At 69.7% G+C, this 15,099-nt stretch carries 12 protein-coding genes, 1 tRNA gene and 1 other RNA gene; 10 read left to right on the plus strand and 4 right to left on the minus strand.

What is annotated here, in order from left to right:
• Positions 1–320 precede the first annotated feature (320 nt).
• Entirely contained in the window at positions 321–593 is a 273-nt protein-coding gene (locus PROPJV5_RS04260) for a DUF1540 domain-containing protein (RefSeq protein ID WP_119715296.1), read from the plus strand.
• A gap of 106 nt (positions 594–699) precedes the next feature.
• Here PROPJV5_RS04260 and PROPJV5_RS04265 read toward each other — a convergent pair whose 3' ends face one another.
• Positions 700–1,542: a hypothetical protein gene (locus PROPJV5_RS04265; protein WP_119715107.1), complete on the minus strand. Its 843-nt coding sequence runs from the start codon at positions 1,540–1,542 to the stop codon at positions 700–702.
• Between the two features lie 390 nt (positions 1,543–1,932).
• On the opposite strand from PROPJV5_RS04265, the gene PROPJV5_RS04270 reads away from it, so the two are divergent.
• The 4 genes from PROPJV5_RS04270 (at position 1,933) to PROPJV5_RS04285 (ending at position 5,258) form a co-directional block, all read left to right on the plus strand.
• Positions 1,933–2,613: a flavodoxin gene (locus PROPJV5_RS04270; protein WP_119715108.1), complete on the plus strand. Its 681-nt coding sequence runs from the start codon at positions 1,933–1,935 to the stop codon at positions 2,611–2,613.
• Positions 2,614–2,634: 21 nt separating this feature from the next.
• On the plus strand, positions 2,635–3,315 hold the full coding sequence (locus PROPJV5_RS04275) for a ferric reductase-like transmembrane domain-containing protein (protein WP_119715109.1): 681 nt from the start codon (positions 2,635–2,637) through the stop codon (positions 3,313–3,315).
• A gap of 32 nt (positions 3,316–3,347) precedes the next feature.
• Positions 3,348–3,938, plus strand: coding sequence for a ferric reductase-like transmembrane domain-containing protein (locus PROPJV5_RS04280; RefSeq protein WP_119715110.1), 591 nt, complete (start codon positions 3,348–3,350; stop codon positions 3,936–3,938).
• Positions 3,939–4,274: 336 nt separating this feature from the next.
• Complete coding sequence (locus PROPJV5_RS04285) at positions 4,275–5,258, plus strand: zinc-binding dehydrogenase (RefSeq protein ID WP_182858570.1); 984 nt, start codon at positions 4,275–4,277, stop codon at positions 5,256–5,258.
• A gap of 33 nt (positions 5,259–5,291) precedes the next feature.
• Here the strand turns inward: PROPJV5_RS04285 and PROPJV5_RS04290 are convergent, their stop codons facing one another.
• Both PROPJV5_RS04290 and PROPJV5_RS04295 read right to left on the minus strand, forming a co-directional pair.
• Positions 5,292–7,658, minus strand: coding sequence for a NosD domain-containing protein (locus PROPJV5_RS04290; RefSeq protein ID WP_119715112.1), 2,367 nt, complete (start codon positions 7,656–7,658; stop codon positions 5,292–5,294).
• A 442-nt stretch (positions 7,659–8,100) separates the two neighbouring features.
• Positions 8,101–8,188: transfer RNA gene (locus PROPJV5_RS04295), tRNA-Ser, on the minus strand.
• A gap of 202 nt (positions 8,189–8,390) precedes the next feature.
• Here PROPJV5_RS04295 and ilvA point away from each other — a divergent pair.
• Complete coding sequence (gene ilvA, locus PROPJV5_RS04300) at positions 8,391–9,656, plus strand: threonine ammonia-lyase IlvA (protein ID WP_119715297.1); 1,266 nt, start codon at positions 8,391–8,393, stop codon at positions 9,654–9,656.
• A 123-nt stretch (positions 9,657–9,779) separates the two neighbouring features.
• Here the strand turns inward: ilvA and ffs are convergent.
• An RNA gene (gene ffs, locus PROPJV5_RS04305) (signal recognition particle sRNA small type) lies at positions 9,780–9,876 on the minus strand.
• Between the two features lie 295 nt (positions 9,877–10,171).
• Here ffs and PROPJV5_RS04310 point away from each other — a divergent pair.
• Genes PROPJV5_RS04310 through PROPJV5_RS04325 form a run of 4 tightly spaced genes read left to right on the plus strand, consistent with a single transcriptional unit; the run spans position 10,172 to position 15,044 of the window.
• Positions 10,172–10,432 (plus strand): DUF2249 domain-containing protein, encoded by a 261-nt coding sequence (locus PROPJV5_RS04310; RefSeq protein ID WP_119715113.1) that lies wholly within the window; start codon positions 10,172–10,174, stop codon positions 10,430–10,432.
• A 3-nt stretch (positions 10,433–10,435) separates the two neighbouring features.
• A complete protein-coding gene (locus PROPJV5_RS04315) occupies positions 10,436–11,122 on the plus strand; it encodes a helix-turn-helix transcriptional regulator (protein ID WP_119715114.1) in 687 nt (228 codons plus the stop codon).
• Between the two features lie 44 nt (positions 11,123–11,166).
• On the plus strand, positions 11,167–12,384 hold the full coding sequence (locus tag PROPJV5_RS04320; protein ID WP_119715115.1) for a hypothetical protein: 1,218 nt from the start codon (positions 11,167–11,169) through the stop codon (positions 12,382–12,384).
• Complete coding sequence (locus PROPJV5_RS04325; RefSeq protein WP_119715116.1) at positions 12,381–15,044, plus strand: multicopper oxidase domain-containing protein; 2,664 nt, start codon at positions 12,381–12,383, stop codon at positions 15,042–15,044. The genes PROPJV5_RS04320 and PROPJV5_RS04325 overlap by 4 nt, the downstream gene beginning before the upstream one ends.
• Positions 15,045–15,099: the final 55 nt, after the last annotated feature.

The raw sequence follows: 15,099 nt of genomic DNA on the forward strand, positions 1-15,099 counted from the left end.
GGCAGCGCCGCATCGACCGGGATTCTCGGGGGATTCACCAAGGGCGCAGGAAAGCCTCACTTAAATACGAGCATGTCCTTTTCCAGGCCGTGGTGGTCAAGCCCCCAGGGCCATTGTTCAATTATTCCAAGTGCATTCGAAAAATATTACGGACCGTTGTCGATCAATAATTATTAATTCATAAAAAACCCTCTGACAAGGTGTAACAATGAGTTATTGGCGACAAGGTCAGCCTGTGCTGTCTTGCGGGCGAGTTGCGGAAGGGGAAGAGTTATAGATATCAGAAGTGACACCCGGAACATCTGAGAGGATGAATGATCATGACTGCCATCGCCCCCGTCACAACCTGCGCCACCACCGCCTGCGCCTTCAACAATGGCGGCTGCACCGCATTCGCCGTCACGGTCGGCAGCAAGCCTGTCTGCCAGACCCTGGCCGTTCTCGATGCCCGCGCCGGCCTCGCCGAGGCCAACGGCCAGGTTGGTGCCTGCCAGTGCATCGAGTGCGTCCACAACAAGGACCTCATGTGCACCGCCGAGAGCGTGAGCTTCGGCGCCGAGGGCGCCCCCTGCCTGAGCTACGAGGTCGCCTGATCTGAGCGGTTTCACCGGGGATGCCCGGTGAGTGATCATTCCATTGGGGCCCCTGCCGATCATTCGGCAGGGGCCCCAATGCGGTGTGTGCGAGGCGGGATGAGAGTCAGCCGAGGGTCGGTGCCGTGCGGGAGGCCAGCTGCTGAAGGGCTGAGTCCAGTGCCGCCATGGAGTCGACGGGGGAGTCGAATGGGGCGAAGAAGGTACTCGTCTGGGTCGGCTCCACCGTCATGAGCGTCAGGCCGTAGCGGTCGACGTCGACGCAGTAGATGCGGTTCCAGGTGTGCGGGCACCCCGCGGTCACGGTGTGTCGCGAACAGATGCGGCCCGCGATGCGCTCGTCGTCGATGGCGTCGGCGATGTTCCACAGGGCGTCCTCGCCGAGGGCCATTGCTGCGTCGAAGGCCTCGAACTCGTCCTCGATGGTGGGGAAGGGCATGCTGGAACTGGTCTCCATCAGGGTGCCGAAGGCCATCGGGGTGACGCCCGTGGAATCGTGCAGCAGCACGCGCTGGGTCCGGATGACGCCCAGCCGACCGTGCGGATGGGCGACGGTGGCGGCCACCCGGGGCGGCAGCTGGCCGTCGGCCAGCAGCTGCGCCGAGACCTGCAGGGGCATCCACTCGAGGGTGCCTAGCAGGTGCACGGCCGAGGAGATGATGTGTACGCCCGGCTCCTGCGAGGCCTTGGTGACGTCGAGGCGAACGGCGATCGACTCGGTCAGCGGCATCTCGGCGACCTCGTCGCCCGGAGTGGGACAACAGGCCACGACGATGCGGCCGGATCTCGTCAGGCCGTGCGCGAGGAACTCAATACTGACCTGGGGGTCCTGGCGGTATGCGAGCAATGACCCGCAGCCGGAACCACAGAGCAACCGGTAGGCGATCGACTGGGTGCGTCCCACGAGTGCGTCGGTTGTCGCCGCACCCGCCTCCGGTACCAGGGACATGTCGGGATCCTTCCGTCGGGAAGCGTCGCTCCTGTCATGGAACGCTTAGGCGAGCCTAATCTGTAGATCCCCGAATGGGAAGATCGAGTCTGCTCTTCGGACGGGAAATTCGCTCGAAAGCGGAACCGGGTCGCTGCTCGGCGGGCATGCGCGCCTGGTCGATCATGCATGAAACGCATGACTCAAGGCTTCGATGCGCATAGCGGAGAGCTTCCATGGCGGGCCGCTGATTTCATAATCATGCTTCATGACAGTAAGGGGCCGTCATGCGTTGCCAACAGGGGATTCGATACCACGCGGACGTCTGGCGTCCGTGCTCGTGAGCTGTCGAGGCCCGGCGCCGCGACCTGTCAACCGGGCCATGAGCCCCCACCGAACAACAGAGGTTCCATGAAACGCACAAGAATCATCACTCTCGTCGCCGTCCTCGCCGTCCTGGCCGCCGCGCTGCTCGGCTATGACCTGCTCCGTCGCGGATCCGATGCCGCTTCGCCTGCCCGGGGCCAGTCCGATAGCGGCGCCGCCGAGTCGGCGAACCCATCGGCCGCCGGATCGGACGCGGGCGACTCCAAGATCCTCATCGTCTACTTCTCCCGCACCGAGGGCGTCTACGACGGTCCGCTCGATGTCGGGCACACCAAGGTCGTGGCCGACTTCATCCAGGCCCGCACCGGCGCCGACGAATACGAGATCGTGCCCGCCACCGATTACCCGACCGACTACCAGAGCACCACCGAGATCGCCCAGGCCGAGCAGAACGAGGACGCCCGTCCGGCCATCGCCAACCCGCTGCCCGACGTCGCCGACTACGACACCGTCTTCATCGGGGCGCCGATCTGGTGGGGCGAGTACCCGATGATCGTGAGAACCTTCATGGACGGCGTCGACCTGAACGGGAAGACGCTCGTACCGTTCACGACCCACGAGGGCTCCGGTCTCGGGACGACCCAGAGTCAGCTCGCCGCCCAGTATCCTGATGCGACCGTTCTTGACGGACTGGGCGTACGGGGCGGCGAGGCCGAGTCCAGCCGGCCCGACGTGGATGAGTGGCTCGAGGGGCTCGGGTTCTGAACCGGTCGGGTTTCACGCAGCATGTTCAGGCATCACCCCATTGAGTGGTACCTGGCATGGGCCGTCGTCCTCGTCGCGGCGCCCATGCCATTGGTCTACACGCTGAACATCTCGATGGTCGACGCCCCGCCCCGGCTACTCGTCCACGACCTCGGGGCGGCCGCCTACACGTGGTGGCTGGTGGCCGTTGCGTTGTCGAGCCGGCCGCGCTGGATCGACCGGATGATCGGGCTGCCGGCCGTCTACACGATGCACGCCGTCCTCGGTGTGCTCGCCCTGGGGGCCGCCACCGCGCACGTGCTCGCCTCGTTCACGATGCACCCGGTCATCCGCTGGACCGGACGGATCGCGTGGTACCTGGCGATCTTCGGTGTGCTGTACGCGGGCCTGTTCATGAGCGGCCTGCTCGTCGACCGGCTGCCCCGAGCCGCCAGGCTGAAGGCCAAGGCCGAACGCGTCCTGGCGCATCGGGTCTCGGTATGGGTCCACCGGCTCAACCTCGTCGCGATCATTCTCATTCTGGTGCACGTCCATGTCATCCCGAGGGTGGCGCGGGCCACCGGCTTCGTCGTCGCCATGGACATCTACACCTTCGTGGCCTTGGCCGCCTACGTCTGGGGGCGATTCGCCGCTCCGGCGCTCCGGCCGAACCGTGGTGTCGTCATGCGAACGAGACGCTCGGGCGGCATACCCGTAGGCTGAGCATCGAACTCGACGGCAGGACGCCGGCCCCCATGGCCGGTGACTACTACTTCATATCGGTGCACGGCGTGCCGGGAGTGACGACCGAGTCGCACCCGTTCTCCGTCACCTTCGCGCCCTCGGGGGAGCGCGGCAGGACGGTGGACTTCACGATCCGGGAGGCCGGTGACTTCACCGGAACCGTCGAGATGATCCCCGTGGGCGCTGATGTCGTCCTGGAGGGCCCCTTCGGCCGTTTCGGACCGGTCATCGAGGCCACGAACCCGTCACGACGACTGGTGCTGGTGGGTATGGGTACGGGGATCGCCCCGCTGATCGGTATCGCCCAGCAGTACGCCGGGGTGCGGCCGGTCACCGTTCTTCGCACTGTCCGCTCACCGGGCGATCTGCACGATGATGCCCTGCTGGCGAGGCTCGCCGAGGAGCATGAGTCATTCGTCTACGAGCGCCGCGTGCACCGCTGGGACGCCGCCCAGGTGACTGCATGCATCGCTCCCGAGGACCTGAGGACCGCACTGTTCATCGTGGTGGGTCCGGCGCCGGCGGTACTCGGCGCGCGCCGCATGCTGCGCGGCATTGGTGTTCCCTCGCGGCACATCGAGGACGAACGGCTCACGATGTGAATCCGCCGCCGGGCCCTGCGGTACTCGGCGCGCGACGCCGTGGCCCGGCGGGCGGGCCGTGGCTCACCGTGGCGGACCGGGCCGAGGGGGCTGGACGGAAGGGACGGTGGCGAGTCCACCGGTTCGCCCGCGACTTCGATGAACGGCATGGGCGTTCCTGCCGGCTGATCCTGGTCGGGATGGGCGGGCATGCGGTACGCTCGCGCGGGTCCGGGGCAGGAGGGGCCGTGGTGCGACTCACGGCATCATCTTGTTGCCCCGCCGTTCCGCTCGCGCGTTGACCGCTTGGTTCTCCTGATCGACCGAGCCGCAGCGCGATCACTCGAAGGAGACTCGATGAGAGCCCTGCTGCTCGATGCCCCAGGAGGCCCGGAGACGCTGCGCGTCGGCGAGGCCGACGAACCTGTTCCCGGCCCCGGCCGGGTGCTGGTCCGCGTGCACGCCTGCGGCCTCAACCCGGTCGACTGGAAGGTCGCCTCGGGCGGCAACCCGGACTGGTCCTGGCCGCACATCCTCGGGCTGGACGTCGCCGGGACCGTCGAGGCCCTCGGCGAGGGCGTGAGCGGCGTGGCACCAGGCCAGCGGGTCGCTCTGCACCACGACCTGCGCCGTCCCGGCGGCATGGCCGAACTGGTCGTCGTCGACCCCGTGGCGCTCGCCCCCATCCCCGATGCCGTGAGCTTCCAGGACGCCGCCGCCCTGCCGTGCGCGGGCATGACCGGTTACCAGGCCCTCACGCGTCGGCTGCACCTGCACGCCGGGCAGAGCCTTCTCGTCACCGGCATCGGCGGTGTCGGCGGCTACGCCGTCCAGGTAGCCGCCCGCCTCGGCGTCCACGTCATCGTCACCGCCTCCGCCGCCAAGCACGCCGAGGCCCTTGCCCTCGGCGCCGAGCACGTCATCGACTACGCGGGCGGCGACGTCGTCGCCCGCGTGCGCGAGCTGACCGACGGACGCGGGGTCGACGCGGTGCTCGACACCGTCTCGGCCGCCTCGGCCACGGCGAACCTGGGTGCGCTGGCCTTCAATGGCGGTCTCGCCTTCACCAACGGCCGTCCCGATCTGACGACCGTGCCCGAGTTCACCACCGCCCCGTCGGTGCACGAGATCTCGCTCGGCGCCGCGTACTCGTCCGGTGGCTCGGAGGCCCGCGCCGACCTGTCGGCGATGCTCGGTGAGCTCATGGCGCTCGTCGCCGAGGGCTCGCTCGGCGCGCGTATCGCCGACACGCTGAGCCTCGGCGAGGTGCCGCAGGGGTATGCCCGCATCGAGAACGGGCACATGGCCGGCAAGCTGGTCATGGTCGATCCCTGGGCCTGACGGCAGGCGCGGCGGCCCTGCCGGGCAGCGCCGTCAGAGGTGTTTGACCAGCAGGTACACGAGCAGGGCCATGCCGCCGAACGGGGTCAGGGCCGAGGCCCAGGCCGCCAGGTCGAGGGCGCTGCGGTGGGGTTGCTGGGCCTGTGGTGTGGGCGAGGACGTCGGGTCCTGAGAGGACGACGCCGAAGGGTTGTTGCCCGGGACCTGTGAGGGGCCCTGACCGGTGCTCGGGGCCGCCGTGGTCGGGTTCGCCAGATCATGAGGGCCCGGCGCCGCGTCCGAGTGCTGGGCCTCACCGGCGTCGGTGGCCGTGGTCGGCTGCGTGTCCTGTTCGGCGGGCGTCTCGGCCCGGTCGGCGGAGTCCTGCTCGGCCGGGGCCGCGTCGTCGGGCGATGCCTGCTCGGTGGCCGGTGCCGCGGACTGGTCCTTCGCCGAGGTGCCGGGCTGGTCGCCCTGCCATGCGGCGTTCACCAGGGCGCCGCGGTCCGGGCTCTGGGCACTCACGCCGAGCAGGTCGGCGACGGCGGCGGGCAGATCAGTGCCACTGCCCCTGGCCGGCGAGTCCTCCGACAGGCGCAGATCCGAACTCGCCCACGCCGTGACCTGCTCGGACTCGTGAACGAACAGCGGGTTCTCAGCGGCCGTGCCGTGCAGGTCGAGCCCATGGGCCTCCTTGCCCAGCGTCGTCACCAGCGGGCTCGCGGTGAAGTCGGACAGGTTCTCGGCGTTGACGTTCTTGTCGGGCCCCGTCCACAGCACCGTGGTGTTGGGCACATCGCTGCTCTTGTCGCGGTAGTAGACGTTGTGGTCGATACCGGCGACCATCTGGTTGGCCCAGACCGGGTTGCCCTGGTTGTCGTCGGCGTGACCGACGAACTGCACCGTCGGCGAGTAGTGCCACGGGTCGTCGGGGCCGGAGAGGGTCTCGGAGGAGAAGATGTTGTTGTAGAGCGTCGTATCGGTAGTGTCCCAGCTCAGGCCGTGCTCGATGCTCCAGGACTCCTCCTGCAGGCAGTTGCCGTCGCCGGCCCGCTTGTTGCAGCCGCTGGTGCGGCCGTCCTCGTAGGCGTCGATCGAGGTGCGGGCGTGCGAGATCGTGTTGTTCCACACCTGCGTGTGGTCCGAGCCCGCGATCACGATGGCGCTGCCGGCGCCATTGACGATGTTCGACGCGATGGTCGTTGCCGAGGAGACCTCGGCGATGATCGCCTTTTTCGTGTTGACGAAGTAGTTCGCGGCGATCGTGGAGTTGATCATGCCCTCGTCGAGCCACAGCGCCGGCTGTCCGCCCGTGCTTCCGGGCTGGGAGCGGTCGGGCGCCCCCGCGTAGTCGAAGGTGTTGAACGAGAAGGTGACGTTCTCGGAGTGCGTCGCCTTGAGGTCACCGATCGTGCAGTAGGCCCCGCAGTCCGCCAGCGACATCTCGCCGCGGTTGTTGTCGTACCAGCTGTTGTTCGTGATGGTCACGCCGTGCGACGTGTTGATGCCCAGGCCCCCGGCCGCGTTGCGCGCGAAGGTGTTGCCGCTGACGGTGGCACTGGTGGCATCGCTGAGGTCGAGCGCGGTACCCATGCCCGAGTGGCTGAACGTCGCGTTCCGGTAGGTGTTGTCCGTGCCGTGCATCATGACCATCTCGGCCCCGGTGGAGGTGCCGATCTCGGGATCGGCGTAGTCCCAGCGTTGGACGGGGGAGTACTTGGTGACATCGAGGCCGTCGACGACGATGCCGTCACCGCTGAGGGTCAGTGCCCGAGAGTGCTGGGTGATCTCGACGGTGTGCCCGGTGGGATCGGAACCGAGCACGTAGCTGACGCCTCGGTGCGGGGCCGCGTTGAAACCGCCCCAGCTGTTGCCCTCCTGCTTGAGGGTGACCGGCTGCGGGTCGTCGACGAAGAAGGTGCCCGGTTTCAGCTCGTCCCTGCTGAGCACCTGGGTCTGCTCGACGCCGTCGATGAAGACCTGCTCGGGATGGGCCGCTGCCCCCAGGCGCGCCGGGTCGGGATCGGTGGTGCACACGTCGCAGAAACGCACCTTGTCGTGCGGGGTGGACCAGGTGCCGTCCCCGGACGCCGTCCAGTCGGTGACGACATCGGCCCCGTTGAGCGTCGCCTTGCCCGCTCCGTCGGCGGAGACGATCGTCACCTGCTTCCTCACGACGAGTTCGCCCTCCCGGTAGTCGCCGTCGGCCAACTCGATGGTGTCGCCGTCCCCGGCCGCCTCGAGCGCTGCGCCGAGGGTGCGCAGGGGCGCCTGCGCGCTGCCCGCGTTCGAGTCGTCGCCGGAGACCGACGAGACATGAATGGTCGTGGTGCCACCAGGGGCGGCGGTAGCGGCGGGCACGTGGAGGCCGAGTAGCAGTAATGGGAGGGCGCACAGGGTGGTGGTTCGCAGGCGACGCATCGGTGAGTTCCTGTTCGAGGCAGGGGTGGGTGGCCCCCTCAGAGTACGCGAATCTGAGTTTTCTGTGAGACGGTTCCCGGCGGGGAGGATGTGCCCAAGGCTTCCCCCTCGGCACCTGGGCGAGAAGCATTCAAGCTAGCCACGATCTGAATTCGCCACGGCCAGGGGTGGGACTCGGTGACCTGCTTCAGGGTATTCCCTGAGGCGTGAAAGAACTGTGCTCGGGATTCGGCAAGGGTGTTTTCCCGGGTATGCCTGGGCCCTCCCGCAGTCGAGAACTCATGGTGTCGGGTGAATCGGCTGGCTGTTCCTTGCCTCAGCCGATTCTCGCGAAGTCGCTGGCCCCGTTCGTCCTGCGGTTGTCGGGTGTCTGTTCACGCAGACCGCAGGCCGGATGTGACGATGCCCTCCGGGAAGCGCTGAAACGCCTGCCGGAGGGCGGTGGCGGAGGATACGAGATTCGAACTCGTGAGGGCGTGAACCCAACCCGCTTTCCAAGCGAGCGCCATAGGCCTCTAGGCGAATCCTCCGCCCGAGAGCTTAGCGCCTCGGCGGTGCCCGGGCCAACCGGTCCCGCGAGCTGTGCCCTGCCGCACGTGGGACGTCGGACGTGCGGATGCGGGTGCAGTGCCCGTGGTCGCCACTGCGAGAACGGCTTGAGCAGGCGCTCCCACATGCTGCCGCGGTGGCGTCGGCCGGGGCGGTGCGCGGCACAATGTGCAGGTGAGCACCATGGACATGAACCAACTGGCCACTATGGTCGACGAGGCCGCCGACTGCCTCAAGGACGTCGCCGTCGAGACCCCGTTGCAGTACGACGAGCGTCTTTCGCTGGCCACCGGCTGCAAGGTCTGGCTCAAGCGCGAGGACCTTCAGCCCGTCCGCAGCTACAAGCTCCGCGGTGCCTACACCTTCATCTCGCAGCTCTCCGAGTCCCAGCGCGCCGCGGGTGTCATCGCGGCATCGGCGGGCAACCACGGGCAGGGCGTCGCCTGGTCGTGCGCCAGGCTCCAGATCAAGGGCACCGTCTACGTGCCCAGCACCACGCCCCGCCAGAAGCGCGACCGCATCCGCTTCTTCGGCGGCGACTACGTCGACCTCGTCGTCGGCGGCGAGACCTACGACCTGGCCGCCGCCGCTGCTGCGGCGGAGGCCGAGCGCACCGGTGCGACCATGGTGCCCGCCTTCAACGACCCCCGTACGGCCTCGGGTCAGGGCACCGTGGCCCGCGAGGTCTTCAGCCAGCTCGGGCATGTGCCCGATGCCCTCGTCATCCCGGTCGGCGGCGGCGGCCTCATGGCGGGCTGCGGCGCCTGGACGCGGGTCAACCACCCGGGCGTGCGTCTCATCGGCGTCGAGCCGGCCGGTGCGCGCTGCATGGCCGCCGCCATGTACGAGGGGCACCCGGTCACCCTCGATCGTGTCGACAGCTTCGTCGACGGCGCCGCGGTGGCCAGGGCCGGTGACTTCACTTTCTCGATGACGCGCCTGATCAGCCCCGAACTGCTGGCCGTGCCAGAGGGGCAGGTCTGCTCCGAGATGCTCAACCTCTACCAGGTCGACGGCATCATCGCCGAGCCGGCCGGCGCCCTCGCCTCGGCCGCGCTGAGCAACAGGCGGGTCGACGTCTCGGCCCAGCTGGAGCCCGGCCAGGAGGTCGTCGCGATCGTCTCGGGCGGCAACAACGACGTCTCCCGCTACGCCGAGGTGATCGAACGCTCAGGCGTCCACGAGGGCCGCCGCCGCTACTTCCTGGTGAACTTCCCGCAGGAGCCCGGTGCGCTGCGACGCTTCCTCAACGACGTGCTCGGGCCCGACGACGACATCATCGTCTTCGAGTACACGAAACGGTCCAACCGCGAGACCGGGCCCGCCCTCGTCGGCATCGAGCTCGGCGACCCGGCCAGCTACCGGTCGCTGCTGGCCCGCATCGACGGCTCGCCGCTCAAGGTCGAGGTGCTCGAACCCGACACGGCGATCTACCGCATGCTCGTCTGAGGGCCGGGGCCGGGCCCAGCGCCGTGGGTTCTGCCTGAAGGAAGGGTCCGTGACCGCGGGTCATGCCGGCCGAGTCCGCGCCGCGGGCGCCCAGCGGGCACTGGCCCCGTGTCCGCCGAGACGAAAAGGGGCCTCCCGCGCACCCGGAAGAGCTCACTTACCCTTGCTGCCTTCCGACCCTGGGGGAGTTGGGTGAGGTACCGCCGCGCGAGAGACCTTGCGCCCTACTCTAGCCGGACGACGCGCTGCACCGAAGCGGGGGCACTGGCTTCAGTGTCCCGGCCCGGCCGAGCAGATTCACGGCTCGGCGCAGGGCGAGGCCGGGCTTCGCGGGTTGCGGGGCCATGGGCTGTGCACCGTGGTCACACCACGGGTGCCGGGTCTGCTTGGTGCGGGGCGCCGGTGCCGTCGGCGGATTCACCTGGGTCACCCCGCGCTTGGCGGGCCAGCTATTGTTACAGTCCACTTGTAATTAATAGTTCCGGTGGCCCGACCACCCTGCGAAGGAGACCGATATGGCAGACCTGCCGATCACCGAGACACACGATCACGAGCCCGAACTCGACGCCACCCAGATCCCGCACGAGATCCGCCACGCCGCCATCCTCGGCGCGCTGCAGGGCCTTGGCGTGGGTGGCTCGATGATTCTCGCCGCCCCGCACGACCCGCTGCCGCTGCTCGCCCAGATCGACGGCGCCTGGCCGGACGTCTTCGCACGCGAGTACGTCCAGGAGGGGCCCGACGTCTGGAAGATCCGCTTCACCCGCCAGGTGTGACCCATGATCGACGATCCTCACGCCAACAGGACCGCAGGGGCCGACCGGGAGCCGGGCGCGGTACGCGAGCGCGTCCTGTCGGCCCTGGTCCGGGCGGGCGGTCCGCTGTCCATCGACGACATCGCCGCCAGCATGGACGTGCACCCCAACACGGTGCGTTTCCACCTCAACCACCTCACCGACGAGGGGATCGTCGAGGCCACCAAGGCCACCGCCTCCGGGCGGGGCCGCCCCCGCATGCTCTACACGGCAACCGACAAGGCCTTCAGCGCCGGACCCCAGAACGACCGGCTGCTCGCCGACGTCTTCATGCACCACTTCGCCAGCCGGCACACCGGGGCGCTCGGCGCGGCCGCCGAACGCGCCGGGCGCGAGTGGGCCGAACAGGCGCTCGACGAACGGCCCGTCGTCCCCGGGGGCGACGACGTGGCCCGCCTGGTGGGGCTGCTCGACGCGTGGGGCTTCTCCCCGGTGCTCGTCGAGGGTTCCGGCGACGAGCGGACCATCGAGTTGTGCGGCTGCCCGTTCATCCACGAGGTCGAGCAGCTCCCGGGTGTCGTCTGCCCGGTGCACCGGGGCATCGCCGCCGGGGTCCTCGCGCGACTCGGCGGCACGTGGCGGGTGGCCGAGCTGACGCCGCACAGCTCGCCCGGCAGGTGCTCGCTCACCTGCTGCCTGGCCGATGGCTGAGGCGCCCCCCGAACCCGTCCACCCACGACCCACGAAAGGGCACCATGCCGCAGGCCCCGTCCGCACCAGCAGAGCCGAGGCAGGGGCGAGCCCCTGCCGGCCAGCTGCGCCGCGTCCTGTTCCTCATCCCGTGCGGGCTGTCCATGCTCATGGGCCTGGACGCCGCGCTGGCCCTGCTCGACCTGCCCGCCCCGCTCAGCGGGGAGCGCTTCACGAGCGGCCACGGCATGCTCATGGTCATCGGTTTCGTCGGCGCCCTCGTGAGCCTGGAGCGTTCGGTCTCGATCAAGCGCTGGTGGGCCTATGCCGCGCCCGTCGCCATGGCCCTCGGCTCGCTGCTCACCCTCGTCGCGCCGCTGCCGGTGCGGGCCGGCAGAGCCGTCATGGTTGCCGGCTGCCTCGCCATGTGCGCGAACTACGTCGTGCTGTGGCGCCGCAACCGGGAACCACTCGTCGCCGTCCAGATCGGCGGCGGCATCTCGGCCCTGTGCGCGACGATCGTGTGGCTCGGCGGCGTGCCGATTCCCAGCTTCATCGCCCTGCTCATCTCGTTCCTGGCGCTGACGGTCATCGCCGAACGCCTCGACCTGTCGCGCATCGGCCAGCTCGCGTGGACGCCCCGGCGCCGCCGGCTGCACGAGGACGCGCTCGTGCTCCTCGCCGTGCTCGCCGTCCTGGCCGGGGCGGCCACGGTGACGTGGCCCGCCGTCGCCCTGCCCTGCTACGGGCTCGTGCTCATCGCCCTGTCGGTGCAGTCGGCCTCGGGCGACGTGGCGCGCCGGGGCATCACGGTGCCCGGCCCCAACCGGTTCATGTCGGTCATGATCCTGGCCGGCTACGGCTGGCTCGTCGTCACGGGCCTGATGCTGCTGCGTCCGGCCCTGTCGGGGCTGCGGTACGACGCGACCCTGCACGCCGTCTTCCTCGGCTTCATCATGTCGATGGTCGCCGCCCACGCCTCGACGATCCTGCCCGGCCTGCTGGGCATCCGGATGCGATTCGTCTCCGGGTTCTGGGGCGTCGGCCTGGTGCTGCACCTCAGCCTGGTCGTGCGGATCGCCGCCGACCTGGCCGACTCGCAGTCCTGGCGCCAGGTGGGCGGCCTGGGCAACATCGCCGCGATGCTCGGCCTCGTCGCCGTGGCCATCTGGTCGGCGACGACGAAGGACGCCGCCGAGGCCGAACAGCGGCCCCCTCGCCCCGCCGCGCAGGACGGCCCCGGCATCCCGCTCACCACGACGAGCCCGAGGACGAACCCATGACCATCGACCGCCCCGCACCCACCAGCCACGGCCCCGGACAGGGCCGCGAGCGGCACCGCGGCCTCGCCTCGCGACGCGTCTGGCACCGCATGACGGCCGTCCTCGTCTGCGCCTGGGCGGTCGTCGCCGTCGCCGGCACGATCGGGCAGCGCTGGCGCTCCGGCCTCGGCTGGGTCGGCCTGCACGCCGCGGCGCTCGGCGTCGCCACCAACGCGGTCGTCGTGTGGAGCGACTACTTCACCGCCGCCCTCATGCGCAGCCCGGCGACCCGCCGCGCACCCCAGATCGCGGTCCTGTCGGTGCTCAACGCAGGCATCATCGCCCTCCTGGCCGGCACCGAGAGCGGCCGCGAGGCGCTGCAGACCGCCGGCGCGCTGCTGTGCGTCGCCGCCGTCACCGGTCACGTCATCGTCCTCGGCGTGCGCTCCGCGGGGGCGCTCACCACCCGCCTGGGGCGGACGGTGCTGGCCTACTACATGGTCTGCGGCTTCTGGTTCGTCGTCTGCGGCATGCTCGGCCACCTGATGACGGCCGCCGGCGGCAGCCGCCTGGACGTCTTCATGCTCCCGCACATCGCCACAGGTGTGCTCGGCTGGCTCGGCCTGGCCGTCATGGGCACCCTGCTCACGTTGTGGCCGACGATGCTGCGCACCCGCATGGTGCCCGGTGCCGAGATCAGCGTCCGCCGCGTCCTGCCCCTGTTCTGCCTCGCCATCGCGGCGACCGGCCTGGGCGGTGTCACCGCACGCGGCTGGATCTCGGCGCTCGGGCTGTTCGGCTACACCGCCTGCGTCGGCGTGGTGGCCAGTACCATGTGGGCCGCGGCGAAGGTGAAACGCCCCGTCAGCTACGCCTCCCGCTCGGTGATCTGCGGTCTGGCATGGCTCGTCGGCACGCTGGCCGTGGCCGTCGTGCTCATGGCCACCAGCACCGACCGCCAGCAGATGCTGGGGCGGCTGCCGCAGCTGGCCTGGCCCCTCCTGGGCGGTTTCGCCGCCCAGCTCATCGCCGGGTCCCTGTCCTATCTGCTGCCGGTCATCTTCGGTGGCGGCCCCGGCAGGGTGCGCCGCCGCAACGCCATCATGGACACCGGCTCGGACGCCCGCCTGATCAGCGCGAACACCGCCGGCCTGGCCCTGCTGGCACCGCTGCCGTCGGCGGCCCGCGCGGCCGCGCTCGCCGTCCTGGTCGCCAATGTCCTGTTCCTCCTCGCAACGATCCTTCGCTGCGGCCTGGCCAGGGAACCGCTCGGCCTCGCCGACGACGACACGCTGGCCGAACGCGGCCGCCGGTTCACCTGGATCCTCGGCGCCGGCGCGGTCGCGCTGGCCATGGCGGTCGCCACCGCCGTCTCGCCGTCAACGATGGTCGGTGGCCTCGGCCCCGGGGCGGGAACCGGCGCCGACGTCTCGGACGCGCCCGTCCAGCGCGTCCAGGTCACGGGCGCCGACATGGCGTTCACGCCGAACCGGATCACGGTGCCCGCGGGAACGCATCTGATCGTCACCCTGACCAACGAGGACACCGGCGGCCAGGTGCACGACCTGACCTTCGCCGGCGGTGCAAGCAGCGGCCTGCTCATGCCGGGGGCCAGCGCCGAGGTCGACGCCGGCGTCATCACCGAGTCCCAGGAGGCCTGGTGCTCGGTGGCCGGGCACCGCCAGATGGGCATGGTCCTGCAGATCGTCGTGGAGGGCACCGCGGCCGCCTCCGGCTCCTCCGCGGGGGATCCCGGCGCCGGCGACCACGCGGTGCTCGACCCGAATGCGACGATGAGCGTCGGCGCCTTCGACGCCGCCCTGGCCCCCGCCCCGGGCCAGACCGTCCACGAGGTCCACCTGGAGGTCACCGAGGAGGTCGTCGAGGTCGCCCCCGGCGTGCGGCAGCTGCGTTACATGTACAACGGCCAGACCCCGGCCCCGATCCTGCGCGGGCACGTCGGCGACACCTTCGTCGTGACCCTCACCAACTCGGGCACGATGGGTCACTCCCTCGACTTCCACGCCGGAGACATCTCCCCGGACGACCCGATGCGCACGATCCCGCCCGGCGAGAGCCTCGTCTACACCTTCACCGCCCACCGCTCGGGCATCTGGCTGTACCACTGCTCGACAGCGCCGATGTCGCTTCACTTGGCCAACGGCATGTTCGGCGCCGTCATCATCGACCCCGAGGGGCTGCCCGAGGTCGACAGGGAGTACGTCATCCTCGAGTCCGAGGCCTGGTTCGGCGCCCAGGGTGAGAGCGCCGACGCCGACCGGCTCGGCGAGACCGAACCCGATGCCGTCATGTTCAACGGGTACGCCTTCCAGTACGACGAGCACCCGCTGAGAGCCACGGTGGGGGAGAGGGTTCGTTTCTGGGTGCTCGACGCCGGGCCGAACGAGCAGCTCAACTTCCACATCGTCGGCACCCAGTTCGACACCGTGTGGAAGGAGGGCGCCTACACACTCGAGTGCGGTCACCAGCCGGCCGCCACGGTGGACGCCTCATGCGCGAGCACCGGCACCGGCGGCTCCCAGCTGCTCTCGCTGGGCGCCGCCGAGGGCGGGTTCGTCGAACTCGTCGTCAACGAGCCCGGCCACTACACCTTCGTGAACCACTCCTTCTCGTACGCCGAGAAGGGCGCGCACGGAGTCCTCGAGGTGACCGCGCGCTGAGAACCGGTCCCCGCCCGCGCTCTCCGGGGCGGCCCGTCGTGGCGGCCGCGGGACG

This window comes from Propionibacterium ruminifibrarum (genome assembly GCF_900289195.1).
Taxonomy (GTDB): Bacteria; Actinomycetota; Actinomycetes; order Propionibacteriales; family Propionibacteriaceae; genus Propionibacterium; species Propionibacterium ruminifibrarum.

Bases quoted from the DNA above. Each gene is read 5' to 3' on its own strand.
- PROPJV5_RS04310 (WP_119715113.1), top strand. From the start codon at position 10,172: ATGGCAGACCTGCCGATCACCGAGACACACGATCACGAGCCCGAACTC.
- PROPJV5_RS04285 (WP_182858570.1), top strand. From the start codon at position 4,275: ATGAGAGCCCTGCTGCTCGATGCCCCAGGAGGCCCGGAGACGCTGCGC.
- PROPJV5_RS04315 (WP_119715114.1), top strand. From the start codon at position 10,436: ATGATCGACGATCCTCACGCCAACAGGACCGCAGGGGCCGACCGGGAG.
- PROPJV5_RS04260 (WP_119715296.1), top strand. From the start codon at position 321: ATGACTGCCATCGCCCCCGTCACAACCTGCGCCACCACCGCCTGCGCC.
- PROPJV5_RS04280 (WP_119715110.1), top strand. From the start codon at position 3,348: ATGGCCGGTGACTACTACTTCATATCGGTGCACGGCGTGCCGGGAGTG.
- PROPJV5_RS04325 (WP_119715116.1), top strand. From the start codon at position 12,381: ATGACCATCGACCGCCCCGCACCCACCAGCCACGGCCCCGGACAGGGC.
- PROPJV5_RS04270 (WP_119715108.1), top strand. From the start codon at position 1,933: ATGAAACGCACAAGAATCATCACTCTCGTCGCCGTCCTCGCCGTCCTG.
- PROPJV5_RS04275 (WP_119715109.1), top strand. From the start codon at position 2,635: ATGTTCAGGCATCACCCCATTGAGTGGTACCTGGCATGGGCCGTCGTC.
- PROPJV5_RS04320 (WP_119715115.1), top strand. From the start codon at position 11,167: ATGCCGCAGGCCCCGTCCGCACCAGCAGAGCCGAGGCAGGGGCGAGCC.
- ilvA (WP_119715297.1), top strand. From the start codon at position 8,391: ATGGACATGAACCAACTGGCCACTATGGTCGACGAGGCCGCCGACTGC.
- PROPJV5_RS04265 (WP_119715107.1), bottom strand. From the start codon at position 1,542: ATGTCCCTGGTACCGGAGGCGGGTGCGGCGACAACCGACGCACTCGTG.
- PROPJV5_RS04290 (WP_119715112.1), bottom strand. From the start codon at position 7,658: ATGCGTCGCCTGCGAACCACCACCCTGTGCGCCCTCCCATTACTGCTA.